This is a genomic window from Ruegeria sp. BC7, from assembly GCF_056539165.1.
This window is the reverse complement of record NZ_JBQFUL010000002.1, coordinates 702569-726379: the sequence shown is the minus strand read 5'-3', so window position 1 is coordinate 726379 and position 23811 is coordinate 702569. Positions and strand designations below refer to the sequence as shown.

Here is a 23811-nt window from a genome sequence, read left to right as displayed (position 1 = left end):
CATGACGCGAAGACAGGCGGAGAACCGAACATGTCAAATCAGTTGATGGCCGGCAAGCGCGGCCTCATCATGGGACTGGCCAATGATAAATCAATCGCTTGGGGAATCGCCCGTGCATTGTCAGAAGCTGGAGCAGAGCTGGCTTTTTCCTATCAGGGGGATGCGCTGAAAAAACGCGTCGACCCCTTGGCGGCGCAACTCGGCAGCGAAATCGTCCTGCCCTGCGACGTCAGCGATGAAGAGTCGATCGACGGACTTTTCACGGCGCTTTCTGAAAAATGGGGCAAGCTGGACTTCATCGTTCACGCCATTGGATTTTCGGACAAGAACGAACTGCGCGGTCGCTATGTCGATACGTCGCGCGCGAATTTCAAGCTGACGATGGACGTATCGGTCTATTCCTTCACAGCCGTCATGCAGCGCGCCGAGAAGATGATGTCCGAGGGCGGCAGCGCCATCACGTTGACGTATTACGGTGCCGAACAGGTGATGCCGCATTACAACGTCATGGGCGTCGCAAAGGCTGCGTTGGAAGCCTCTGTAAAGTATCTGGCCGAAGACCTGGGCAAGGACGGTATCCGGGTCAACTCGATCTCGGCCGGTCCTATCAAGACACTGGCCGCCAGCGGGATTGGCGACTTCCGCTATATCATGAAGTGGAACGAATATAACTCGCCCCTGCGCCGCAACGTGACAATCGACGATGTGGGCAAGTCGGCACTGTACCTGCTGTCTGACCTGAGCAGTGGCGTGACTGGTGAAAACCTGCACGTCGATTCGGGCTATCACATCGTCGGCATGAAAGCCGTCGACGCACCAGACGTTGAGAAGGGTTAACAGCATGAGCGCCAAGGACCGTCTGCCCCACGAAAAGGGCTTTCACATAAGCTGGGATCAGATTCATCGCGATTCCCGTGCTTTGGCATGGCGTCTGGATGGGCAAGGCCCGGACGACGGTGCATGGCGCGCTGTTGTTGCCATCACACGTGGCGGCATGGCCCCCGCGATGATTGTCAGCCGCGAGTTGGACATTCGGACCGTTGATACAATCAGCGTGCGGTCCTACCACCATCAGGAACAGGGTGAAGCCGAGGTTCTCAAGGCTCCGGACGCGGATTTGATGGGCGACGGAACCGGCGTTCTGATCATCGACGATCTTGTCGACAGCGGAAAAACGCTGGAGCTGGTGCGCGCGATGTATCCCAACGCCCATTTTGCGACCGTCTACGCCAAGCCCAAGGGCCGGCCAATGGTGGATACCTTCATCACTGAGGTCAGCCAGGACACGTGGATTTTCTTCCCGTGGGACATGGCCCTGCAATATGTCGAACCCTATCGCGGTACCGACTAACCCTGACGCCTCAGCGCCGATTCTTTCTAAAGTCAGAGAATACAGATGACCCGGACACGCACTGCCTCAACCTTCGCGCCACCGGTGATGGAGGCGCGGCGCTGGCTGGACGGTGTGGACTTCCCGGAGGACCGCCCGCTGATCAACGTCAGTCAGGCGGCTCCGGTTGATCCCCCGCCGCTGGCTCTGCGGCAGGCCATGGCGGAATTCGCGATTTCCGAGGATTCGGCTCATCTCTATGGACCCGTGCTGGGGAACTCTGACCTGCGCGATGAACTGGCCGCCCAGATCAGCGCGCATTACGATGCAACGGTTCGCTCGGATCAGGTCGCAATAACCTCGGGGTGCAATCAGGCATTCTCGGCCGTGATTTCAGCGATCACTGATCAAAGTGATGAGGTGATCCTGCCAACCCCATGGTATTTCAACCACAAAATGTGGTTGGACATGGCTGGCGTGCGTGCCGTCGACCTACCGACCGGCGATGATCTTCTGCCCGATCCTGATGCCGCCCGAGCGTTGCTGACGGACAAGACCCGGGCAATCGCACTGGTTACCCCCAACAATCCGGGCGGCGTCGAATACCCCGCCGATCTGGTGTTAGCGTTCTACGAATTGTGTCGCGACGCGGGTATCCGGTTGATCGTGGACGAGACCTATCGTGACTTTGACAGCCGCAGCGGACCGCCGCACGATCTGTTTCGCCAAACTGGTTGGGAAAACACTCTGGTTCACCTTTATTCCTTCTCAAAAGCCTATCGGCTGACCGGCCACCGCGTTGGGGCAATCGCCACCGATGTCGCGCTGCTGGGTGAGATCGAAAAGTTTCTGGATACTGTTGCGATCTGCCCCGGTCAGATCGGTCAATTCGCGGCACTTTGGGGCATGCAGAACCTTCCTGAATGGCTTGCGGGTGAAAGAGAAGAAATTCTCGACCGGCGCGCCGCCATTCAAGAGATGTTGCCTGTTTTGACCGGCAAAGGATGGCGTCTGCTTGGGCTTGGAGCCTATTTCGCGTATTTCGAGCACCCGTTCGACATTCCGTCAGACGAGCTGGCCCGCCGTCTGGTGCCAGAGGCCGGTGTCCTGCTGCTGCCCGGCACCATGTTCATGCCCAAGGGTGACCCGGACGGGGAACGGCAAGTGCGCATCGCATTCGCCAATCTGGATCGCGCCGGACTGGGTCAACTGTTCGATCGCTTACAAGCCCTTTCCTTCTGAGCTTGCCCCCCGGCGGTGCGCGTCGTATTCAGGGCCGCAACCGACGGGGCAGTAACCTGCCAAAAAGCACAAAGAGGGCAAAATGGCCGCAGGCATGAAAAACCTTTCAAAGACATTTGTCTGGATATTGATGGGCCTTCTGATGCTGGGTCTGGCCGGTTTCGGGGCAACCAGCCTTACCGGGACTGTTCGGACAGTTGCACAGGTGGGCAACGAGGATATCTCGGTCAACGAATATGTGCGTGAGCTTCAGCGTGAAATTCGCGCCGTCGAAAATCAGACCGGCCAACCGCTGCAAATGTCTCAGGCGCTTGAGTTCGGTTTGGATCAGCTCGCCCTGTCCCGCCTGACCGCTTTGGCCGCGTTTGACAACGAAGTTGGTTTGCTGGGCATTTCAATCGGTGATGAGAACCTGCAGAAGGAAATTCTGGCCATTCCCGCCTTTCAGGGCGTTAACGGCACGTTCGACCGCGAAGCCTATCAGTTCCAGCTTGAACAGGTCGGCATGACCGACACAGAGTTCGAGACCGACCTGCGCAAGGAATCGGCCCGTACCATCGTGCAGGGCGCGATCATGGGTGGTGTTGAGATGCCGCAGACCCTGACAGATGTCCTGACGGATTTCATCGGCGCACGACGCAGCTTTACCGTCGCAACGCTGGCACCTGATGCCCTGACCACGCCCGTTGCCGCCCCCACGGACGCGCAGGTGCAGGCATACTATGATGAGAATTCCGACCAGTTCACCCTGCCTCGCACCAAACAGCTAACCTATGCGATCCTGTCGCCCGACATGCTGCTGGACAGTGTTGAGGTTGACGAGGATTCGGTTCGCCGCCTGTATGATCAGCGCTCGGCCGAATTCCTGCAACCCGAACGCCGTCTGGTCGAACGCCTTCCCTTTCCGTCCGAGCAAGAGGCCAAGGACGCAATGGCGCAGCTAGAGGTCGGTGGAACCTCGTTTGAGCAACTCGTTCGTGACTACGAGCTTGAGCTCAGCGACATCGACCTCGGCGACGTGACCCGCGAGGATCTGGAAGGTGCTGCCGACGCCGTTTTCGCGGCCGAGCTGGATACAGTCGTCGGACCATTGCCGACGGTCTTCGGACCTGCATTGTTCCGCATCAACGGCTCGCTTGCGGAAAACAACACCTCCTTTGAAGACGCCGCCCCGATCCTGCGCGAAGAACTGGCCGCAGATCGCGCGCGTCGTCAGATCGAGGCGCAGTCCGAGGACATCAATGACTTGCTGGCCGGTGGTGCCACCTTGGAAGAACTTGTTGCCGAAACCGAGATGGAACTGGGCCAGATTGACTGGACACGCCAGAGTGAAGACGGCGTCGCGGCCTATGAAGGCTTCCGTTCCGCCGCCGAAGTAGTTCAAGACGGTGACTTCCCCGAGGTCGCTTTTCTGGAAGACGGCTCGATCTTTGCGTTGCGTCTGAACGACGTTCTGCCGCGCCGACCTGAACCTCTGGACACAGCCCGCGAACGCGTGGCCGCAGCTTGGACTTTGGCCGAAACAGGCAAAGCCCTTGAGGAACAGGCAAATGTGGTTCTTGAACAACTGAAGGAAGACGGCGATTTCACTGCCACAGGTCTGCCGTTCCGGGTGGAAAATGCCCTTACCCGCACGGCCTTCCTGGAAGACGTGCCTGCCGACTTCATGACACAGGTTTTTGAGATGGAGCCGGGCGAGATGCGCGTTGTTCCCGCCGCCGGAACCGCCCTGATCGTGCGTCTGGATGAGCTGTTGCCGCCGGACGAAACCGATGAGCTGCGTCAGGCGCAAGAAGCATTGGCCGCGCAGTTGAACCAAGCTCTGGCACAGAACATTTTCGACGCTTATGTCCGCGACGCGCAGGTGCGTGCCCGCCCTGTCGTGGATCAGCGTGCCCTGAACGCCGTGCAAGCGAGCTATTAAAGAGACCCAAGATGGCCCTTACCCCAGATTTCGACAGTTTCGCACGCGCTTATGAGGCGGGTGAAAATCAGGTCGTTTACACGCGTCTTGCCGCTGATCTGGACACTCCGGTGTCGCTGATGCTCAAGCTGACCGGTGCGCAAAAAGATGCGTTCATGCTGGAATCGGTGACTGGCGGCGAAGTCCGCGGACGGTACTCGATCATCGGTATGAAACCCGACCTGATCTGGCGGTGCCACGGAGAAACCTCGGCCATGAACCGCTCGGCCCGGTTCGACCCCGAAGCGTTCACCCCGCAAGACGGCAACCCCATGGACAACCTGCGGGCGCTGCTGGCAGAAAGCCGGATCGCACTGCCCGACGACCTGCCGCAGGCCGCTGCCGGATTGTTTGGGTATCTGGGCTACGACATGGTTCGTCTGGTCGAGTATCTGCCGGACGTGAACCCCGACCCGCTTGGTCTGCCGGATGCGGTGATGCTGCGCCCTTCGGTCGTCGCAGTGCTTGACGGCGTGAAGGGAGAGGTGACCGTCGTGTCGCCAGCTTGGGTCAGCGAAGGACAATCTGCGAAAGCTGCCTACGCGCAAGCGGCAGAGCGTGTCATGGACGCGGTGCGCGATCTTGAACGCGCCATGCCTGCTGAGACACGCGATCTGGGGGATGCGTCCGAGGTCGCCGCGCCGGTATCCAACTTTACCAAGTCCGGCTACATGGAAGCCGTTGAGAAGGCCAAGGAATATATCCGCGCTGGCGATATCTTTCAGGTCGTTCCGGCGCAACGCTGGACGCAGGATTTCCCGCAACCGCCCTTTGCGCTCTACCGATCCTTGAGGCGCACAAACCCGTCGCCCTTCATGTTCTATTTCAACTTCGGCGGCTTTCAGGTTGTCGGTGCCAGCCCCGAGATTCTGGTGAGGGTGTTCGGGGATGAGGTTACGATCCGTCCGATCGCCGGAACCCGCCCGCGTGGAGCGACCCCAGAGGAAGACAAAGCCAACGAGGTGGACCTGCTGGCCGACAAGAAAGAACTTGCCGAACACCTGATGCTGCTGGACCTGGGCCGCAACGATACCGGTCGCGTCGCAAAGATCGGCACGGTGCGTCCGACAGAAGAATTCATCATCGAACGCTACAGCCACGTCATGCACATCGTATCGAACGTCGTTGGAGAACTGGCCGACGACAAAGACGCATTGGACGCGTTCTTTGCCGGAATGCCGGCCGGTACGGTCTCGGGCGCGCCTAAAGTGCGGGCGATGGAAATCATCGACGAGCTAGAGCCTGAAAAGCGTGGAATTTACGGCGGTGGCGTGGGGTATTTCAGCGCGGGCGGCGACATGGATATGTGCATCGCACTGAGAACGGCGATCGTGAAGGACCACAAGCTGTACATTCAGGCAGGCGGCGGTGTCGTTTACGACAGCGACCCCGAGGCTGAATTCATGGAGACCGTCCACAAGTCCAACGCGATCAGGCGCGCAGCCGCGGATGCCGCGCGATTTACCGGCAGCGGAAACAGCTAAGCGAGAGGCTAATCCGGGATTGGCCTCGCAACCTCTTATTGAACCTCTTGCATCATGACTGCCGAAATCGGCGCCATGGCGACTCGGCCACCGCGATCTTCCAGCCCCCACAAAAGCAGGGCTGAGATCGTGTCGGGCCGCAACCTGCCGAGCATGACAACGGTTCCCTCCTGCCCGGCGCGAAATGCGGCCTGATCCAGAAAACGCCGCATGATTTTGGGGTCCTGACGGGCACCATCTATGTCACGAAAGATCACACCCGACGGAATACCGTTTCGCGCGGCGAGTTTCTGCACCGTGTTCAGGCCGTTATCCTGCGTGATCAATCCGCGCCCCGTGCCGCCCGCAATCGCAGCGACCTGATCTGCCAGTTTTCTGTTGCCCTGAATTCCGGTCTCGACACCTTCGAGAATACCTACTGTTTCAGGAAGCACGTCCAGCCACACGGACAAAGAAACCTCGGCGTCCTGTGCGCTTGCTGCCTTGGGCAAGTCAGCCATTGCCAAAACCTCAAACCCCGCCGCGCGGTGCTTGGCCATCTTTTCTGCTGCATCCGGGTCAGTGGGGCTAATGGCAAAACTTATCGGGTAAGGGAAATCCTGCAGCGCCTCGGCACCATAGGCACCTTCATCGTCAATCAGAATAATCGACATCAGCGGCTTGGCCTCGGGGTTTTCAAACTCTGCGGCATAAGCTTCGATCGGTTTTCCTGGGGCAACCGGTTCACCTTCGGTCGTCGTTGCGGCGGCCTCGCTGTCTCGCTCGGTTAACGGCACGACCCTCTTGCCGATCGAATTTGGAGCATCCTGCGATTGTTCCACACCGATCTGGGGCACCGCGGCGATCCGGGGCAAGCTGCGTGGAAGAACATCTTCGTCACCTTCGACCGCAATCGGACTATCCTCGAAGGGTTTTTCTTCGTTTTCCTGCTCGTCCAGCGCAGCGACCTCTGTCTCATCTGGGGCAGCCTCAACCTCGGCCTCCTCAACAACCGGCGCGGGAGGTTCAGGCGAGTCTTCCGCCACAATCGGATCTGCTTCTGCAAGAGGAGCCTCGGGCAACGGTGCTGGCGCTTGCGGGGCAATAGGAGCCTCGGTCGAAATCGTCACGTCGGCACCGCCAGCCTGCTGCGGAGATTGACCGACCTGGGCAGCCATGTCGTTAACCTGTGGCTCTGCATCCGTTGCCGTTTCAACATCAGACAGCCCAGCCAACGTGTCTGCCTGTTCCTCTGCCGCTTCCGCCTCACGCGGGGGCAGCTTTACCAATCCAGCATCCGAGACGGGCTCAGAGACATCCGAATTGCCTTCAACCGTTTCCACGGGTGCCGGTGTCGGAGCGTCTTCAGCCACGGCGGGCTTTCGGGTCAAAGGTGTGTTCAAGGACAAGGCCGCACCCAGCAGCAACACAACGACCGCGCCCGCGATCAGTCCGCCCACAAATCCGCCCATAACAATTGCCTCTCGTCTTAATCCTGCTTCGATCGCCTGTGCGCCGTCTCATGCGACACTCACCTACAGGCTCGTCAAGATTGGGATGTCCCCTTGACGCTGCCTCGCAAGCCTGAACATGTATGTGCGAACATTATATCGCGGCTCGGGGCTGCATCGCCAGTCCCAAATGCCCAATCCGAGACAAGTGCCCAAATGCTGCTGCTGATCGACAACTACGACTCGTTTACCTACAACCTCGTCCATTATTTAGGCGAACTTGGCGCCGAAATGGTCATTCGCCGAAATGACGCGCTGGATGTTCAGGAAGCGATGGCGATGAACCCCGCCGGTATCCTTCTCAGCCCGGGGCCGTGCGACCCGGATCAGGCTGGAATTTGCCTTGCTCTGACCGAAGCTGCCGCTGAAACCGGTACGCCTTTGATGGGAGTTTGTCTGGGGCATCAAACAATCGGGCAAGCGTTTGGGGGCAAAGTCACGCGCTGCCACGAGATCGTGCACGGAAAAATGGGCACGATGCACCACACAGGCAAAGGTCTTTTTGCCGGATTGCCCTCTCCGTTTGAAGCCACCCGTTATCATTCGCTGATCGTGGACCGAGCCACCCTGCCCGATTGCCTTGAAATCACTGCTGAGCTTGAAGATGGCACCATCATGGGCCTGCAACACAAGGAACTGCCCATCCACGGTGTTCAGTTCCACCCGGAATCCATTGCATCAGAGCACGGCCACGCCCTGCTCAAGAACTTCCTGTCCGATATGAAAGTCCCCGCATGAGCGACGCTCTGAAACCACTGATCGGAGCCGCTGCCGACCGGCCCCTGACCCGCGCCGAGGCCGAAGACGCCTTTGGCATACTTTTTGACGGAGCAGCCACACCCAGCCAAATTGGTGGGCTGCTTATGGCCATGCGCACTCGCGGAGAAACCGTTGAGGAATACGCAGCCGCGGCGGCTGTCATGCGCGCCAAGTGCAACGCGGTCAAAGCCCCGGCGGGGGCTATGGACATTGTCGGAACGGGCGGTGATGGCAAGGGCACCCTGAACATCTCAACCGCGACCGCCTTTGTCGTCGCAGGCGCAGGCGTGACCGTGGCCAAGCACGGAAACCGCAATCTCAGCTCTAAATCAGGTGCCGCAGACGCGCTTGGACAATTGGGAATCAACGTTATGGTTGGCCCGGAAACCGTTGAAAAGGCGATAAAAGAGGCTGGCATCGGCTTTATGATGGCACCGATGCACCATCCAGCAATCGCCCATGTCATGCCGACCAGACAAGAGCTTGGCACACGTACCATCTTTAATATCCTGGGTCCGCTTACAAATCCGGCAGGCGTCAAGCGACAACTCACAGGCGCGTTCAGCCGCGAGCTGATCCGCCCCATGGCCGAAACCTTGGGGCTGCTGGGGGCAGAACACGCCTGGTTGGTTCATGGTTCCGACGGAACGGATGAATTGACCATCACAGGGCTAAGCTGGGTTGCTTCACTTGAGGACGGTGTGGTCAAAGAGGTTGAATTGCACCCTGAGGATGCCGGACTGCCCGTGCATCCATTTGAAGACATTCTGGGTGGGACACCCGAGGAAAACGCCGTCGCTTTCCGCGCCCTTTTGGACGGTGCACCATCAGCTTATCGCGACGCGGTATTGCTGAACGCCGCGGCCGCCTTGGTGGTGGCAGACGCGGTCGGGGATTTAAAGGAAGGCGTGGCAAAGGCTGCCGAAAGTATCGACAGCGGGAAAGCTAAAGAAAAAATTGCGGTCTTGGCCCGCATTACTCAGGAGGCCGCATGACCGAGACGGTTCTGGACAAGATCAAAGCCTACAAGCTCGAGGAAGTTGCATCAGATAAAGCACACAAATCCTTGGAAACACTGGAAAGTGAGGCGAAGGGAGCACCCGAAGTTCGCGGATTTTCCAAGGCTCTGCAATCTGCCGCGCGGCAAGGATACGGACTGATTGCCGAGGTGAAAAAGGCCAGCCCGTCAAAGGGTCTGATACGCGCGGATTTCAACCCGCCTCAACTGGCGCAAGCCTATGAAGAAGGAGGCGCGGCCTGTCTTTCGGTTCTGACAGACACGCCCAGCTTCCAAGGTGCAAAAGACTATCTGGTCCAAGCACGCGCGGCCTGCTCACTGCCGGCGCTACGCAAGGATTTCATGTATGATCCGTATCAGGTTGTCGAAGCCCGCGCTTTGGGCGCAGATTGTATCCTGATCATCATGGCCTCAGTCGAGGATGAACAAGCGGCCGAGCTTGAACAAACTGCCTTCGACTGGGGAATGGACGTTTTGATTGAGGTCCATGACGAGGTGGAACTGGAACGGACAACCAAGCTGAAAAGCCCTCTGATTGGGATAAACAACCGCAATCTCAAGACGTTCGAGACGACTCTTGACACAACACGGCGGCTATCCAAACTCGTGCCCGCAGACCGGACGATCGTATGCGAAAGCGGCCTGAGCACGCCGGCTGACTTGGCGGATATTGCCAGATATGGCGCGCGGTGCTTTCTGATTGGTGAAAGCCTCATGAGGCAGGATGATGTCGCCACGGCCACACGAAACCTACTGGCGAACCCTCTGATACCCGGAGTGATGTGATGCCACTGACGCACTTTGATGCACAAGGTCAGGCCCACATGGTGGACGTGTCCGACAAGGCTGTGACAGACCGGGTTGCTGTCGCTGCCGGTCACATCAAGATGATGCAGGAAACCTTTGATTTGATTTCCGAAGGCCGCGCCAAGAAGGGCGACGTTCTTGGGATCGCACGCCTTGCGGGGATCATGGGAGCAAAGAAAACACCGGACCTGATACCCTTGTGCCATCCTTTGCCGGTCACCAAGGTCGCAGTCGAGTTGACATTGGACCCGGACTTGCCGGGTGTCCAGATTGAGGCCACCGTCAAAACTGCAGGTCAAACCGGCGTTGAGATGGAGGCGCTGACCGCGGTCTCAACCGCAGCTTTGACCGTCTACGACATGACCAAAGCCGTGGACAAAGCCATGCAGATTGGCGGCATTCGAGTCCTTTTGAAAGATGGTGGCAAGTCAGGACGTTACGAGGCGTCATGATTTCGGTTGAGGACGCACGGGCGCTACTTTTTGATCTCGTCCCGAAACTTCCGGGCGAAGCTGTTCCACTGGCACAAGCCGCCGGGCGTATTCTGGCAGAAGATGTGACCGCCACGCGGGATCAGCCTCCGTTTGCAGCTTCTTCGATGGATGGGTACGCCGTCAAATCCTCGGAAGTGGAACTGCACGCCATGTTCAAGGTGGTCGGGGAATCCTCGGCTGGGCGTCGCTTTGAAGGCCGCGTCGGGGCGGGCCATGCCGTTCGGATTTTCACCGGGGCACCGATACCGGATGGCGCTGATTTTGTTGTAATACAAGAAGATACAGATCGTCGTGGAGACCTGATTACGATCACTGATCTGCCCGGAGCCAAGGACAACATTCGGCCCGCCGGAGTAGACTTCAAGGTCGGCACCAAAATTACCGCGCCGCGTATCCTACGACCGGAAGACGTGGCGCTTATGGCTGCGATGAACGTCGCAACTGCTTTTGTGGCGCGTAAACCGTCGGTGGCTCTCATTTCCACCGGAGATGAGCTTGTGATGCCCGGTGAGGTACCGGGACCGGATCAAATTATCGCTTCAAATACCTTTGGTCTCAAAGCCTTGCTGGAAAAAGCCGGAGCAGATGTTCGGATTCTTCCAATTGCGCGAGATACCATAGCGTCCCTTGAAGCCGCCTTTGGCCTTGCGAAAGGTGCCGATCTGGTTGTGACGATCGGCGGGGCATCTGTAGGAGACTATGACCTTGTGTCCAAAGCCTCGACCGGATTGGGGATGGAGAGGTCTTTCTACAAAATCAGGATGCGTCCCGGCAAACCCCTGATGGCCGGTCGTTTGGGAAATACGCCGATGGTCGGGCTTCCGGGAAACCCTGTAAGTGCAATGGTTTGCGGCTATTTGTTCCTCGTGCCGATGGTTCAGCGGATGCTGGGACTTGAACAGGCCGTACCTGCGTTCCGCCGTGCTGTACTGACCGAACCTATCGCCGAAAATGGTCCGCGTGAGCACTATATGCGGGCTGTTCTGGATGAAAATGGCATTCGGGCCTGCAAAGATCAGGACAGTTCCCTTCTCAGTGTTTTGGCCGACGCGAACGCCCTTTTGGTCCGAGAACCCAATGATCCCGCGCGACCTGCTGGTGACAAAGTCTGGTATCTGCCGATTTAAACCTATAGCAAAATCATTGACACAAAACGTGAACATGCGTAGAACAAAATAAAACGCATGATCGGTGAGGTATGAGCAATGCTGACCAAGAAGCAGTTGGATTTGTTGGAATTCATCCACAAACGCGTTCAGGCGGACGGTGTTCCGCCCAGCTTTGATGAAATGAAGGCCGCGCTGGATCTGCGGTCAAAGTCAGGCATCCATCGCCTGATTACTGCGCTGGAGGAACGGGGATTTATCCGCCGTCTGGCTCATCGGGCGCGAGCTATAGAAATTGTGAAGCTGCCGGAAAGCCTTGGCGGGGAACCAACTGTCGCGTTCAAACCTCGGGTGATCGAGGGTGACAAGCCCGAAAGCCAACGCCCGGCGAACTTGGAACCGGTAACTGCCAATGCGATGGAACTACCGGTTATGGGCCGCATCGCTGCTGGCGTTCCGATTGAGGCGATCAGCCATGTCTCGCATCACGTCGCTGTCCCCGGCATTATGGTGTCCGGCAAGAGCGAGCATTATGCCCTTGAGGTACGCGGCGATTCGATGATTGACGCAGGTATCAACGATGGTGACGTCGTGGTGATCAGAGAATCCTCCGTGGCCGACAACGGGGACATCGTCGTCGCATTGGTCGAGGATCAAGAGGCGACTTTGAAACGTTTCTTCCGTCGCGGGCATGCGATAGCACTCGAAGCAGCTAACCCGGCATATGAAACCCGCGTTCTGCCTGAGGAAAAGGTGAAGGTCCAAGGCCGTTTGGTCGGCTTGATCCGTAGCTACTGATAACGTTTGCGGCCCTCACCCTGTCGTGGGGACCACAACCTGCTGCCGATCTCATCCCTGCTGCTTGTCAGTTTGTTCCCCGATAATGCAAGACTGCCGGTTTCCGTTAGGTTATCGGGATCGAAAATCCTGCATTCGCCCGACAGGTCAACTGCCACCGCGGAAACTATGATTTGGTTCGATTCGCATTCATCAAAGATACGCGCGGCACGTTTTCCTGTGAGATGAACCACTTCAGTACCTTTCCAAAAGTAGCGCTGAACTAAATCAGCCCCCGGCCAACGGTCGGCAGCTTGGATTTGGTTTGCGCCATCCCCGTCATTCTCAAGCCAAACCGTTGCAATGAACCCGCTGCCCTTCTTTTTGCTCAGCGCCCTGCCCTGATCCGTCATTACGCCAACCAAGCCTCCTGAATCGGCGATTAAAATGTCAGGGCGCTGACCCTGCCCCCAAAGCAGAAAAGCCACGGCTACAGCGACACCTCCGACCCATCTTGCAGAACCGCTCCACAGCGTCAGCCACAAGGCACCAAGCGCGAACATGGGAAGGACATAGCTGGGCGGGCTAACCACGTGCCCCTGCGCTCCGTCCAGGCCAGACACCCAATCCGCGACCACCAGTATCCATTCAAGACCCAGTCCCATCACGGCCAATGCCAGCATCTCGAGCCCAAATGGAGCGAGCAAGGCTGCAACAACTGCGGCCGGCACTACAATCGTTCCCATCATCGGAACTGACAGCATGTTGGCCAGCAACCCATAGTGTGAAATTGTATTGAAGTGAGCCGCCCCGATCGGGGCTGTCGCGAACCCGGCGATGGCAGAAGACATCAGCAATCCGGTAACAGGCTTTGACCATTTTGGCCCGGGCAACGGGCCGTAGTCACGTAGCGCCCCAAAGACCGCAACCAGTGCCGTAGTTGCCGCAAACGACATTTGAAACCCCGGACTCAGCAAGGTTTCTGGCCGTAGCGACAGAACGATCAAAGCTGCCACTGCAACAGCGCGCAGAGAGATTGCGCGCCGGTCGATCAGTATCGCAACCAGCATCACACTCGCCATTATGAACGCGCGTTCTGTCGCGACGTTTCCGCCAGACAGCATCAGGTAAATGACGGCGGCGATCAGTGCTCCAACCGCTGCAAGTTTGCGCACCGGCCATCTGAGGGCAATCATTGGTAGGGCGGAAAGCGCAATCCTGAAAGTCAGAAAAACGAACCCTGTCAGCAACCCCATATGCAAGCCGGAAATTGCCAACAAATGCGCAAGGTTGGACGCCCGCAACGTGCTCAACGTCTCATGCCCCATTCCGCTGCGGTCTCCGGTCGTGACGGCGGCGGCAAATCCCCCAACCTCACCGGGCAGGAGAGAGCGAACATGCTCGGAAACCGACATGCGCCACGCCGTTATGCGAACGCGTTCGGTATCCTGCGGTGAAATAATCAGAACCGGAACGCGTGTGTAGCCTACCGCGCCAAGGCTCTGGAACCATGCGTGACGGCGAAAATCGAAACCTCCGGGCTCAACCGGGCCTTGCGGCGGCGACAAGTGGCCGGTCGTCATGATCCTTTGTCCGGGCGCAAGCGCGACATCTCCACCATGCAGCGATAGCCGGGCGCGCTGCGGTCGGCTGTCACCATCCACGCCGTCCAGCCGCACCTGGTCCAGCGTCACCCGCAGAGCATCCGACGCGGACCGATCAATGGCCACAACCCGCCCTTCAATCGGGCCGTAGTAGCGCCAGGACAAGACCGGCGCGGCCACGGTATGGGCCCGCACTCCCGCAAGAATGAATCCGGTGGCAATCAGAGCGCCACCGATCACCAACGCCACCCAGCCGGACCGCCACTTGCAAACTATTGCGCAGGCGATCGCGATTGCAGCCAAAAGACTGGCATAGACCTGCCATCCCGGTTCAAAGCGGAGCGAAAAGTACAGCCCGATACCGATGGCGAGACAGACCGGAGACCATTGAAACAATTGGCCCGTCTGGTTCAGTAGCGCGGTCTCGACCCGTGCCAGAACACGCATGGTTGCCCCCGTCCTTCCGGCTCGTTAGACAGGCGCCAATCTATGCCCGACACGGTTACCAAAAGGTTAATCCACACAATGTCTGATCAGGTCGTCACCCGTTTCGCCCCGTCTCCCACCGGCTTTTTGCACATCGGTGGCGCACGCACCGCTCTGTTCAACTGGCTTTTCGCGCGCGGTCGCGGGGGCAAGTTTCTGCTACGGATCGAAGATACGGACAGGGAACGCTCGACCCCTGAAGCGACGGCCGCCATCCTTCAGGGTATGGAGTGGCTGGGGCTTGATCACGATGGCGACGTGATCAGCCAGTTTGAAGGCGCACAGCGCCACGCAGAGGTCGCGCATCAACTGCTGGCCGAGGGCAAGGCGTATAAGTGCTTTTCAACACAGGAAGAAATTGCGGCCTTCCGTGAACAGGCAAGGGCCGAGGGTAAGTCCACCCTGTTCCGCAGCCCCTGGCGCGATGCTGATGCCTCAACGCACCCGGATGCTCAGTTTGTGATCCGTATCAAGGCTCCGCAGGATGGCTCGACGGTGATCCGAGACCAGGTGCAAGGGGACGTGACAATTCGCAATGACCAGTTGGATGACATGATCCTGCTGCGCTCGGACGGTTCTCCGGTCTATATGCTGGCGGTTGTGGTTGACGATCACGATATGGGCGTGACCCACGTTATTCGCGGCGACGACCACCTGAACAACGCTGCGCGCCAAATGATGATCTACGAAGCAATGGGCTGGGACGTTCCTGTCTGGGCGCATATTCCGCTGATCCACGGGCCAGACGGCAAGAAGCTGTCAAAGCGTCACGGCGCATTGGGCGCTCAGGAATATCAGGCGATTGGATATCCGGCCGCTGGAATGCGCAATTACCTCGCCCGGCTGGGATGGAGCCACGGCGACGACGAATTCTTCACGGATGAACAAGCGAAAGAGTGGTTTGACCTGGACGGAATCGGTAAGAGCCCTGCCCGCTTTGACTTGAAAAAGCTTGAAAATCTCTGCGGTCAGCACATTGCAATCGCCGACGATGCCGCACTGCGGCAGGAAATCCAAGCCTATCTGAAAGCGGCGGGACTGCCTGCGTTGACGGACACACAATCCGGTGATCTGGAGCGTGCGATGTATTGCCTCAAGGATCGGGCGCGCACATTCCCGGAACTGCTTGAAAAAGCGCATTTTGTACTGACATCCCGCCCCATTGAACCAGACGAGAAGGCGGCGAAAACACTCGCCTCTGTATCCGATGGTATACTGAATGAATTGACGCCGCATGTGCAAAATGCTAGCTGGTCGCGGAACGAACTGGAGGATGCCCTGAATTCTTTTGCAGAGGCGAAAGGGCTGAAGTTCGGCAAGCTGGCTGGACCCTTGCGGGCCGCTTTGGCTGGTCGGGCTGTAACTCCTTCGGTTTTTGACATGATGCTTGTGTTGGGGCGCGATGAAACCCTGGCACGGCTTTCTGACGCAGCGAGTTAAACCAAAGCTTAACATTTGGGTAACGCTGCTCCGCTAACACCCGGACTGCGCGTCAGCGCGCATCCGTTGCCCGTAGGCTCGGACAGCGATCCGACTTGCGCATGAATGAGGAAGGGACACTATGACCGACAGCAACAAATCAGCCACTCTGACAGTCCATGGTGAAACGTACGAGTTGCCGGTTCATTCGCCAACCGCAGGCCCGGATGTCATCGACATTCGCAAGCTGTATAATCAAGCCGGTGTCTTCACCTATGACCCGGGCTTCACCTCGACGGCGAGCTGTGACAGCACAATCACCTATATCGACGGTGAAAAAGGTGAGCTGCTGCACCGTGGATACCCCATCGACCAGCTGGCTGGAAAATCTCACTTCCTCGAGGTTTGCTACCTGCTGCTGTACGGAGAGCTGCCAACAGCACCCGTTCTGGAAAAATTCGAGACCACGATCACCCGCCACACCATGCTGCACGAACAGATGCAGTATTTCTATCGGGGCTTCCGCCGTGACGCGCATCCGATGGCGATCATGGTTGGCGTTGTGGGTGCGATGTCCGCCTTCTATCACGACTCGACTGACATCAACGATCCGCGCCAGCGCGAGGTCGCCTCGCACCGCCTGATCGCCAAGATGCCGACCATCGCGGCATGGGCGTTCAAGTACCACACCGGTCAGCCCTTCGTGTATCCGCGCAACGATCTGGACTATGCGTCTAACTTCCTGCGTATGTGTTTCAGCGTTCCGGCGGAAGAGTATGAGGTCAACCCGATCCTCAGCCGTGCCATGGATCGCATTTTCACCCTGCACGCGGATCACGAGCAGAACGCCTCGACCTCGACCGTGCGTCTGGCCTCGTCTTCGGGTGCGAACCCATTTGCCTGTATCGCGGCTGGCATCGCCTGTCTTTGGGGTCCGGCCCATGGTGGTGCAAACCAAGCATGTCTGGAAATGCTGGAGGAGATCGGCAGCGTCGATCGCATCCCAGAATATATCGCACGCGCCAAGGACAAGAATGATCCATTCCGCCTGATGGGTTTCGGCCACCGTGTCTACAAGAACTTCGACCCTCGTGCGAAGGTGATGAAGCAGTCCGCCGATGAAGTGCTGGATCTGCTGGGCATCGAAGACAACCCGAAACTGCAAGTCGCCAAGGCGCTGGAAAAGCAGGCTCTGGAAGATCCGTATTTCGCCGACAAAAAGCTGTTCCCGAACGTGGACTTCTACTCGGGCATCATCCTCGAGGCGATGGGTTTCCCGACCTCGATGTTCACCCCGATCTTTGCCCTGTCGCGCACCGTTGGCTGGGTCAGCCAGTGGAAGGAAATGATCGCCGATCCACAGAACAAGATCGGTCGTCCGCGTCAGTTGTACCTGGGCGAAACCAACCGCGACTATGTGGACATCGAAAACCGCTGAAAATAGCGAAATATCTGAAAGCGCCCCGGACCAAGTTCCGGGGCTCTTTTTGTTTAGAACAGGGTAAGCTGATCCCCCGCCTGAGCGGGCTTTGCAAACAGGTCACAACGCAGCGGTGGCGTCTGCGATGCAAGCCCCAACCGCTTAAGAGCCAATGAAAACCTCTTGGCGATCAGTCCGGCATACTCTCCTTCGCCGCGCATTCGGTGCCCCCAGCGCGGGTCATAGTCCCGCCCACCGTGCATCTCTCTGAGCTTTGACATGACCTTTTCAGCTCGCGCGGGTTCGTGATCGCGCAACCATTCCTGCCATAAGCCGGACACTTCACGCGGCAGGCGCAGCATGATCCAGCTTGCAGCGTCCGCGCCTGCGTCTCGTCCCGCTTCAAGCAGGTGCTCCAACTCGTGATCCGTCAGGCCGGGAACAAGCGGCGAGGTCATGACGCGAACAGGAACCCCGGCACCGGTTAACCTACGAATGGTCGCCAGCCTTCGCTTGGGCGACGGCGCGCGCGGCTCCATCCGGCGAGACAGATCGGGGTCCAAGGTCGTCAGCGATACACCTACGCGCACCAAACCGCGTTCAGCCATCTCAGCTAGAATGTCCAAGTCACGCTCGACCAGCGTACCCTTGGTCACGATACCGACCGGATGCTGAAACTCTTGCAAAACAGACAAACAAGACCGAGTTATCGAGAGGTCCTTCTCAATCGGCTGATATGGATCGGTATTTGTCCCAAGAGCGATCGGCGCGACCTTGTAGCCGCGTGCTGACAACTCGTTTCTGAGGACCGTCGCAGCATTCGGACGTGCAATCAGCCGGGTTTCAAAATCCAACCCTGGCGACAGGCCGAGATAGGCGTGCGTCGGACGCGCAAAACAGTAAACGCACCCATGTTCGCACCCTCGATAAGGATTGATGGAGCGGTCAAATGGCAGATCGGGCGAGCGGTTATACGTAATCAGGCTACGCGCGATTTCTTCTGAGACATCGGTCCGAAGTACTGGCAAGTCGTCATCGGCAGCCCATCCATCGTCAAATTGTTCGGACTCGAATCTCTCAAACCTTCCCGCCGAATTTGACGTGACCCCCCTACCCTTAATGTTAGGCGCAGCCATTTTTGTTTCCCTTTTGTTCTCATTCTAGACATAAGGGAACTGAGTAAACCGGACAAGCCCCCTCGTTGAACAAGGGCGACGCAACTAGAGTGTCACGTTGGTGCGGTTTCAAACCCTTTTCTGAACGAAATGCAGGATGTTCATGCAGAAAATGACGTCGAGTTGATCAATATTTTGCCGTATAGGTCGGTCCCGGAACCGCCAAGGTCGCAATCGTCACAGTCGAACTGCGGCGAAATGGCCAAAACGGAAAAAATGCCACCACGGGCAATATGCCCGAACAGATCAGGGAAACGCCCCATGTCCGATGAAGAAGACATCGTCCTGTCCGAACTGAATGACGACGAACTGGTCGAACAGATGTTCGACGATCTTTATGACGGCCTGAAAGAAGAAATCGAAGAAGGTGTGAACATCCTGCTGGAACGCGGATGGACCCCTTATGACATCCTTACCAAAGCTCTCGTCGGTGGCATGACCATCGTTGGCCATGACTTCCGCGACGGCATCCTGTTCGTTCCCGAAGTTCTGCTGGCCGCAAACGCGATGAAGGGCGGCATGTCCATCCTGAAGCCTCTGCTGGCCGAAACCGGCGCACCGCGTGTTGGCAAGATGGTCATTGGCACTGTGAAGGGTGACATCCACGACATCGGCAAGAACCTTGTGTCGATGATGATGGAGGGCGCTGGTTTTGAGGTCGTGGACATCGGCATCAACAACCCGGTCGAGAACTATTTGGAAGCGCTGGAGTCAGAGAAGCCGGACATTCTGGGCATGTCCGCACTGCTCACGACCACGATGCCATACATGAAAGTGGTAATCGACACACTGGTCGAGCAAGGCTTGCGTGAAGACTACATCGTTCTGGTCGGCGGCGCGCCTTTGAACGAGGAATTCGGAAAAGCCATCGGCGCAGACGCCTACTGCCGCGATGCCGCCGTTGCGGTGGAAACAGCCAAGGATTTCGTGTCGCGCAAGCACAATCAACTTGCAGGCTAAGCGCCGTTCAAGCATTTAGACTAAGGCTGCCCCTTGAGGGCAGCCTTATTCGTTTAACCACTTGCATATAAATATAATTTTACTAACTCTCCATTTGCGGGAGTTGAACTCGCGTATTAAGCGAATTTCATTGAAGAAATTTTGGGGTTAGTTGATGCCAACAACATTCAACGTAATTTTTCTGGGCGACCTTCCACTCATCGACCCGACCGAGGGAAATAATGTGGCCGAGAACGCAGGCGCATTGGTTGGTCAAACCTTCGGCGGCCCCGGCACGCCCCTGTTTGAAAACGCGGCCGTCTGGAGCCCCGTCGGAAACCCTGGTGCAACCTACGAAAACGACTCGAACGTTGATTTTGATCTATTCTCTGTCGACGGCAATGTAACCCTGTTCGACGCAGCCGTCGCGTACAACGCGACGATTACTTATCTTGACGGAACAACCGCAGACATTACCGCCGTTGTTGCCCAAGATGTTTTCGGAAATACTTACCTCGTGCCCGAATTTTCAGCCAATGCTGATCAGGCGGCTCTTGAAGCTCAAGCCATTCTTTCGGTGTCAATAAACAGCATCGACACTGACACAACGAATGGACTGACTGCAAACCGCCAGGACTGGAACATCGCGACATGTTTCACGACTGGAACGCTGATTGAGACAGACCAGGGACAGATCGCGGTCGAGGATTTGAAGGCGGGGGATCAGATCCGCACCTATGATCACGGGCTGCAATCGCTTCGCTGGGTTGGCCGTAGAACGGTGCGCGCCACTGGTACGTTTACCCCGGTGCTTTTCAAAGCCGGAGCGCTGGGAAATTCTCGGGACTTGTTGGTGTCGCAACAGCATAGAATGTTGGTAAGTGATTGGAAAATTGAACTGAATACCGGCCACGCAGAGGCGCTTGCCCCTGCCCGCCAACTTTTGAACGATACCGACATAGTGATGCGGCCCGGCGGTTTGGTAACCTATTTTCACCTGATGTTCGACCAGCACGAACTGATTTGGGCCGAAGGTTGTCTGACCGAAAGTTTTCACCCCGGTGTCCAGGCTTGGAACAGCCTGGCCGACGCAACACAGCAAGAGATTCTGACACTGTTTCCAGAGCTGTCAGCTCAAGGAGTTTCTGCCTATGGCCCAACCGTCCGCCCGTCACTACAGTCGTATGAAACACGTGCGTCGGTCGCCTGACGCAGCATGTCGGAAGCGGGCTTGCCTTCATCATTCTTTCGTCCTTTGATGCTGCGATCGCACCGGGAATGAAGCCATGCCGCATAACAGCACGCCAGATGACGCAAGCCTGACGTCACAGGGTTATACCGAATCCGGTCGCAAGGGCGGTATCCTGCTGCTGGCCTGCGGTGCGCTTGCGCGTGAGATTCTGGACCTGAAAAACCGCAATGGCTGGGATCACATGTCATTGACCTGCCTGCCCGCGATTTTACATGTCTACCCCGAGCGGATTACTCAAGCCGTCGAAGAGGCTGTCGCCAAACACCGCGACGAGTTTGACCAGATTTTTGTTGTCTATGCTGATTGCGGAACCGGGGGGCTATTGCAAAAAGCCTGCGCGGAGATGGGCGTAGAAATGGTTAAAGGGCCGCACTGTTACTCATTCTTTGAAGGGAACCAAGCCTTTGACGCTCGTGCCGAGGACGAGACAACGGCCTTCTACCTGACAGACTTTCTAGCCCGACAATTCGACGCCTTTGTCTGGAAACCACTGGGGTTGGATCGCCACCCTGAGCTTAGGGACATGTATTTCGGGAACTACACGAAGCTGGTCTATCAAGCGCAGACAGACGATCCCGACTTGACCGAGCGCGCGCGCAAGTGTGCCGAACGCATGGGGCTGACGTTCGAGCGTCGCTTTACCGGGTACGGAGACCTTGAGACCACTCTTTCAGGTTGGGCCAGTCGCGGCCACTCGGACTAAGGAAATCAGGCGTTTTCCTGAGCCACTTCGCGAATGCGTTCGATCATGGCCCGAAGACCGTTTGAACGCTGGGCTGACAGGTGATCGTGCAGACCAAGACGCGCCAGTTCGCCACCCGCATCGATCATCGGCACTTCGCTGACCGGCAAACCGTTATACAACGACCGCAAAACCGCGATCAGACCACGCACGATCAACGCATCGCTGTCGCCGTCAAAATGAAAAACTCCGCCTTCGATCACCGGGTGCAGCCAAACTTGACTGGCGCAGCCATGCACCTTTGTAGCTGGAACCTTGAGCGCGTCGTCCAGCGGCTCCATCGCCTTGCCTTGATCAATGACATGGCGATACCGGTCTTCCCAGTCCTCCAGGAACTCGAAATCCTCAACGATTTCTTCAAAGGCAGGCGTTGCCATTTCGCGGCGGTCCTTTTGTTGCAGCTACATTGGTGTAGCTATGCCCCCGACCGTCGACTGTCCAGCCCTTGGGATGGGTTTTCAAAGACGGGAAATTGCGATAACCCATTGCGGAATTTAACGCTCTGAGCTGGGTCCATGCAAAAACCGTTGTCACTTGTAATATTCGCCGTACTGACCCTGTCTGCCTGTAATAACTGGAGTGACTCGCGCGCCAACCCGTCCAATTGGTTCGGTTCCAGCACGTCCACGCCGACAGAAGCACCAGCATATGATCCGAACGTGCTCGTGCCGCCGGAACGTGAAGGCACCGGCCTGTTCTCAAGACCCGATCCCGTAGACAACAGCGTGCCGATTGCAAGAATCGACGAGCTTAGGATCAATCCGACGCCCTCGGGTGCGATAATCTATGCCAGCGGAACTGCGGCGCGACAGGGTGCACATGGCGCGCAGCTTGTTCGCGTTGAAAGCGAGGAAAACCGAAAGAATGGTGTTCTCGAATTCACCTTCCGCGTCAGCTATCCCAGCTATGCAACAAACCAGGGCACAGAACGGTCGCGGGCGGTGTCAGACGCAGCAAATGTCAGCTTGGATGATCTGCAAAACATCCGTCTGGTGCGCGTCGTAGGTCAGCAGAATACGCTGGAATCTCGTCGCCGGTAACAACGGTCAGAGTGAAACGACCTTCACCGACTGCCCTTTGGCGGCCAGCGCAATCTTGCCTTCGCATAGTTTGAGCGCATCCTCACCAAAAGCCTCGAACCGCCACCCTGACATGGCTGGTAGTTCGCGTTCACCGGCTGCGATCTGATCCAACTCGGAACTGGTGGCGATCAGCTTTGCCGCGACACCCAGACTTTCTGTCTTGGACTTCAACAATACGCGCAGGAGGTCAGCCAATGCCGGGTTGACCTTCAGCTTGTCCCGGCTGTTGTCCACGCGCGGCATCTGGTCTGGCGGGCAGTTAACGCCTTTTTTGACAGCCGCCAAAATGCCTTCGGCAATCACGCCCTTGCGTGCCTCACGCAGCAAGAGCCGGGATCCCCCCAGGTCTGACGCCGACTTGGGCTTGGTCGATGCAAGCTCGATCAGGGCGTCGTCCTTGAACACTCGACTACGCGGAACGTTGTTTTCCTGCGCATAAGCCTCGCGAAACTGGGCCAACTCTCGGACGACGGCCAGAAATTTAGCGGAATTCGTGCGGGTTTTAACACGTTTCCAAGCGTCTTCCGGGCGGATGTCATAGGTTGCCGATTGTGTCAGAGTCCACAGCTCCTCGGCGACCCAATGGCTGCGTTTAGATTTCTCCAATTCCGCAGCGAGGTGTTCATAGATTTGTCTAAGATGGGTCACGTCCGCCAGAGCATATGTCTTTTGCGCCTCGGACAGCGGGCGTCTAGACCAGTCGGTAAAGCGGGATGTCTTGTCTACACCCTGCTTGCAAATCTTGCGGACAAGGGTTTCGTAGCCAACCTGCTCACCAAATCCGCAGACCATCGCGGCCACCTGCGTATCAAACAATGGCTTGGGGAAAACGCCGGCTTCTACCCAGAAAATCTCAAGGTCCTGGCGAGCCGCGTGAAAGACCTTAACCACGTTTTCATTGCTGAACAGCTCGTAAAGCGGGTCCAGGGACATGCCATCTGACAACGGATCGACGAGAACGGCGCTATCTTCATCGGGCGAAGGGACTGCCAGTTGCAACAAGCACAACTTGGAATAGTACGTGCGCTCTCGCAGAAACTCGGTGTCTACGGTGACATAGGCGTGATCCGCGGCGGCTGCGCAAAACTCGGCCAACTCTTGCGTCGTTGTCAGGGTTTTCATTCGAGGTGCTATTCTTGCTCTTGTATTTTGTTACTGCCCGTCAGTTCTTTGACATCCCAAGCTGTGGTGCAGACCATAGGCTGAATACCGGGCAAGTGTA

At 57.4% G+C, this 23811-nt stretch carries 22 protein-coding genes; 17 read left to right on the top strand and 5 right to left on the bottom strand.

Annotated features, from left to right (window positions below):
• Positions 1-30: 30 nt before the first annotated feature.
• From fabI to trpE, 5 genes are all read left to right on the top strand, one after another.
• Positions 31-837 carry an enoyl-ACP reductase FabI gene (gene fabI, locus ACR0KS_RS08575; RefSeq protein ID WP_170383192.1) on the top strand — a complete coding sequence of 269 codons (807 nt, stop codon included), beginning with the start codon at positions 31-33 and terminating at the stop codon, positions 835-837.
• 4 nt (positions 838-841) lie between these two features.
• Positions 842-1351: a xanthine phosphoribosyltransferase gene (gpt, locus tag ACR0KS_RS08570; RefSeq protein WP_170413262.1), complete on the top strand. Its 510-nt coding sequence runs from the start codon at positions 842-844 to the stop codon at positions 1349-1351.
• A gap of 45 nt (positions 1352-1396) precedes the next feature.
• A complete protein-coding gene (locus ACR0KS_RS08565; protein WP_170566908.1) occupies positions 1397-2572 on the top strand; it encodes an aminotransferase in 1176 nt (391 codons plus the stop codon).
• Between the two features lie 82 nt (positions 2573-2654).
• Positions 2655-4496: a peptidyl-prolyl cis-trans isomerase gene (locus ACR0KS_RS08560; protein WP_170566909.1), complete on the top strand. Its 1842-nt coding sequence runs from the start codon at positions 2655-2657 to the stop codon at positions 4494-4496.
• 11 nt (positions 4497-4507) lie between these two features.
• A complete protein-coding gene (gene trpE / locus ACR0KS_RS08555) occupies positions 4508-6019 on the top strand; it encodes an anthranilate synthase component I (protein ID WP_170566911.1) in 1512 nt (503 codons plus the stop codon).
• Between the two features lie 35 nt (positions 6020-6054).
• Here trpE and ACR0KS_RS08550 read toward each other — a convergent pair whose 3' ends face one another.
• On the bottom strand, positions 6055-7470 hold the full coding sequence (locus tag ACR0KS_RS08550) for a divergent polysaccharide deacetylase family protein (protein WP_170566913.1): 1416 nt from the start codon (positions 7468-7470) through the stop codon (positions 6055-6057).
• 195 nt (positions 7471-7665) lie between these two features.
• Here ACR0KS_RS08550 and ACR0KS_RS08545 point away from each other — a divergent pair, with 195 nt between their 5' ends.
• The 6 genes from ACR0KS_RS08545 to lexA all read left to right on the top strand — a co-directional run bounded on the left by ACR0KS_RS08545 (position 7666) and on the right by lexA (position 12491).
• Positions 7666-8247 (top strand): aminodeoxychorismate/anthranilate synthase component II, encoded by a 582-nt coding sequence (locus ACR0KS_RS08545; protein ID WP_170566915.1) that lies wholly within the window; start codon positions 7666-7668, stop codon positions 8245-8247.
• Positions 8244-9263 carry an anthranilate phosphoribosyltransferase gene (gene trpD, locus ACR0KS_RS08540; protein ID WP_170551412.1) on the top strand — a complete coding sequence of 340 codons (1020 nt, stop codon included), beginning with the start codon at positions 8244-8246 and terminating at the stop codon, positions 9261-9263. Before ACR0KS_RS08545 ends, trpD begins: the two co-directional genes overlap by 4 nt.
• Positions 9260-10072 (top strand): indole-3-glycerol phosphate synthase TrpC, encoded by an 813-nt coding sequence (gene trpC / locus ACR0KS_RS08535; RefSeq protein WP_170566917.1) that lies wholly within the window; start codon positions 9260-9262, stop codon positions 10070-10072. The genes trpD and trpC overlap by 4 nt, the downstream gene beginning before the upstream one ends.
• Positions 10072-10545 (top strand): cyclic pyranopterin monophosphate synthase MoaC, encoded by a 474-nt coding sequence (gene moaC, locus ACR0KS_RS08530; protein WP_170413284.1) that lies wholly within the window; start codon positions 10072-10074, stop codon positions 10543-10545. Before trpC ends, moaC begins: the two co-directional genes overlap by 1 nt.
• Entirely contained in the window at positions 10542-11714 is a 1173-nt protein-coding gene (locus tag ACR0KS_RS08525; RefSeq protein ID WP_170566919.1) for a molybdopterin molybdotransferase MoeA, read from the top strand. The genes moaC and ACR0KS_RS08525 overlap by 4 nt, the downstream gene beginning before the upstream one ends.
• A 78-nt stretch (positions 11715-11792) precedes the next feature.
• Positions 11793-12491 carry a transcriptional repressor LexA gene (gene lexA / locus ACR0KS_RS08520; protein WP_170566921.1) on the top strand — a complete coding sequence of 233 codons (699 nt, stop codon included), beginning with the start codon at positions 11793-11795 and terminating at the stop codon, positions 12489-12491.
• Here lexA and ACR0KS_RS08515 read toward each other — a convergent pair.
• A complete protein-coding gene (locus ACR0KS_RS08515) occupies positions 12485-14521 on the bottom strand; it encodes a ComEC/Rec2 family competence protein (protein WP_170566923.1) in 2037 nt (678 codons plus the stop codon). The genes lexA and ACR0KS_RS08515 overlap by 7 nt on opposite strands.
• A 78-nt stretch (positions 14522-14599) precedes the next feature.
• Here ACR0KS_RS08515 and gltX point away from each other — a divergent pair, with 78 nt between their 5' ends.
• Positions 14600-16000, top strand: a complete 1401-nt coding sequence (gene gltX, locus ACR0KS_RS08510) for a glutamate--tRNA ligase (RefSeq protein WP_170567090.1) — start codon at positions 14600-14602, stop codon at positions 15998-16000.
• Positions 16001-16121: 121 nt separating this feature from the next.
• On the top strand, positions 16122-17417 hold the full coding sequence (gene gltA / locus ACR0KS_RS08505; protein WP_170413292.1) for a citrate synthase: 1296 nt from the start codon (positions 16122-16124) through the stop codon (positions 17415-17417).
• 53 nt (positions 17418-17470) lie between these two features.
• On the opposite strand, the gene ACR0KS_RS08500 is transcribed toward gltA, so the two are convergent.
• Positions 17471-18535 carry a PA0069 family radical SAM protein gene (locus tag ACR0KS_RS08500; protein ID WP_170566925.1) on the bottom strand — a complete coding sequence of 355 codons (1065 nt, stop codon included), beginning with the start codon at positions 18533-18535 and terminating at the stop codon, positions 17471-17473.
• Between the two features lie 300 nt (positions 18536-18835).
• Between ACR0KS_RS08500 and ACR0KS_RS08495 the strand changes: the two genes are divergently transcribed.
• From ACR0KS_RS08495 to ACR0KS_RS08485, 3 genes are all read left to right on the top strand, one after another.
• Positions 18836-19534, top strand: coding sequence for a cobalamin B12-binding domain-containing protein (locus ACR0KS_RS08495; protein WP_170383124.1), 699 nt, complete (start codon positions 18836-18838; stop codon positions 19532-19534).
• A gap of 154 nt (positions 19535-19688) precedes the next feature.
• Positions 19689-20723, top strand: a complete 1035-nt coding sequence (locus ACR0KS_RS08490) for a Hint domain-containing protein (RefSeq protein WP_170566927.1) — start codon at positions 19689-19691, stop codon at positions 20721-20723.
• Between the two features lie 76 nt (positions 20724-20799).
• Positions 20800-21468 (top strand): DUF1638 domain-containing protein, encoded by a 669-nt coding sequence (locus ACR0KS_RS08485; protein ID WP_170481782.1) that lies wholly within the window; start codon positions 20800-20802, stop codon positions 21466-21468.
• Between the two features lie 5 nt (positions 21469-21473).
• On the opposite strand, the gene ACR0KS_RS08480 is transcribed toward ACR0KS_RS08485, so the two are convergent.
• Complete coding sequence (locus ACR0KS_RS08480) at positions 21474-21884, bottom strand: SufE family protein (protein ID WP_170481779.1); 411 nt, start codon at positions 21882-21884, stop codon at positions 21474-21476.
• Between the two features lie 138 nt (positions 21885-22022).
• Here ACR0KS_RS08480 and ACR0KS_RS08475 point away from each other — a divergent pair, with 138 nt between their 5' ends.
• Positions 22023-22547 (top strand): hypothetical protein, encoded by a 525-nt coding sequence (locus ACR0KS_RS08475; protein WP_170566929.1) that lies wholly within the window; start codon positions 22023-22025, stop codon positions 22545-22547.
• Between the two features lie 6 nt (positions 22548-22553).
• On the opposite strand, the gene rnd is transcribed toward ACR0KS_RS08475, so the two are convergent.
• Positions 22554-23711, bottom strand: a complete 1158-nt coding sequence (rnd, locus tag ACR0KS_RS08470) for a ribonuclease D (RefSeq protein WP_170566931.1) — start codon at positions 23709-23711, stop codon at positions 22554-22556.
• Positions 23712-23811 lie beyond the last annotated feature (100 nt).

What these genes read in the sequence shown, in the direction of transcription:
- fabI (WP_170383192.1), top strand. Translation starts at nt 31, where the DNA reads ATGTCAAATCAGTTGATGGCCGGCAAGCGCGGCCTCATCATGGGACTG.
- gpt (WP_170413262.1), top strand. Translation starts at nt 842, where the DNA reads ATGAGCGCCAAGGACCGTCTGCCCCACGAAAAGGGCTTTCACATAAGC.
- ACR0KS_RS08565 (WP_170566908.1), top strand. Translation starts at nt 1,397, where the DNA reads ATGACCCGGACACGCACTGCCTCAACCTTCGCGCCACCGGTGATGGAG.
- ACR0KS_RS08560 (WP_170566909.1), top strand. Translation starts at nt 2,655, where the DNA reads ATGGCCGCAGGCATGAAAAACCTTTCAAAGACATTTGTCTGGATATTG.
- trpE (WP_170566911.1), top strand. Translation starts at nt 4,508, where the DNA reads ATGGCCCTTACCCCAGATTTCGACAGTTTCGCACGCGCTTATGAGGCG.
- ACR0KS_RS08550 (WP_170566913.1), bottom strand. Translation starts at nt 7,470, where the DNA reads ATGGGCGGATTTGTGGGCGGACTGATCGCGGGCGCGGTCGTTGTGTTG.
- ACR0KS_RS08545 (WP_170566915.1), top strand. Translation starts at nt 7,666, where the DNA reads ATGCTGCTGCTGATCGACAACTACGACTCGTTTACCTACAACCTCGTC.
- trpD (WP_170551412.1), top strand. Translation starts at nt 8,244, where the DNA reads ATGAGCGACGCTCTGAAACCACTGATCGGAGCCGCTGCCGACCGGCCC.
- trpC (WP_170566917.1), top strand. Translation starts at nt 9,260, where the DNA reads ATGACCGAGACGGTTCTGGACAAGATCAAAGCCTACAAGCTCGAGGAA.
- moaC (WP_170413284.1), top strand. Translation starts at nt 10,072, where the DNA reads ATGCCACTGACGCACTTTGATGCACAAGGTCAGGCCCACATGGTGGAC.
- ACR0KS_RS08525 (WP_170566919.1), top strand. Translation starts at nt 10,542, where the DNA reads ATGATTTCGGTTGAGGACGCACGGGCGCTACTTTTTGATCTCGTCCCG.
- lexA (WP_170566921.1), top strand. Translation starts at nt 11,793, where the DNA reads ATGCTGACCAAGAAGCAGTTGGATTTGTTGGAATTCATCCACAAACGC.
- ACR0KS_RS08515 (WP_170566923.1), bottom strand. Translation starts at nt 14,521, where the DNA reads ATGCGTGTTCTGGCACGGGTCGAGACCGCGCTACTGAACCAGACGGGC.
- gltX (WP_170567090.1), top strand. Translation starts at nt 14,600, where the DNA reads ATGTCTGATCAGGTCGTCACCCGTTTCGCCCCGTCTCCCACCGGCTTT.
- gltA (WP_170413292.1), top strand. Translation starts at nt 16,122, where the DNA reads ATGACCGACAGCAACAAATCAGCCACTCTGACAGTCCATGGTGAAACG.
- ACR0KS_RS08500 (WP_170566925.1), bottom strand. Translation starts at nt 18,535, where the DNA reads ATGGCTGCGCCTAACATTAAGGGTAGGGGGGTCACGTCAAATTCGGCG.
- ACR0KS_RS08495 (WP_170383124.1), top strand. Translation starts at nt 18,836, where the DNA reads ATGTCCGATGAAGAAGACATCGTCCTGTCCGAACTGAATGACGACGAA.
- ACR0KS_RS08490 (WP_170566927.1), top strand. Translation starts at nt 19,689, where the DNA reads ATGCCAACAACATTCAACGTAATTTTTCTGGGCGACCTTCCACTCATC.
- ACR0KS_RS08485 (WP_170481782.1), top strand. Translation starts at nt 20,800, where the DNA reads ATGCCGCATAACAGCACGCCAGATGACGCAAGCCTGACGTCACAGGGT.
- ACR0KS_RS08480 (WP_170481779.1), bottom strand. Translation starts at nt 21,884, where the DNA reads ATGGCAACGCCTGCCTTTGAAGAAATCGTTGAGGATTTCGAGTTCCTG.
- ACR0KS_RS08475 (WP_170566929.1), top strand. Translation starts at nt 22,023, where the DNA reads ATGCAAAAACCGTTGTCACTTGTAATATTCGCCGTACTGACCCTGTCT.
- rnd (WP_170566931.1), bottom strand. Translation starts at nt 23,711, where the DNA reads ATGAAAACCCTGACAACGACGCAAGAGTTGGCCGAGTTTTGCGCAGCC.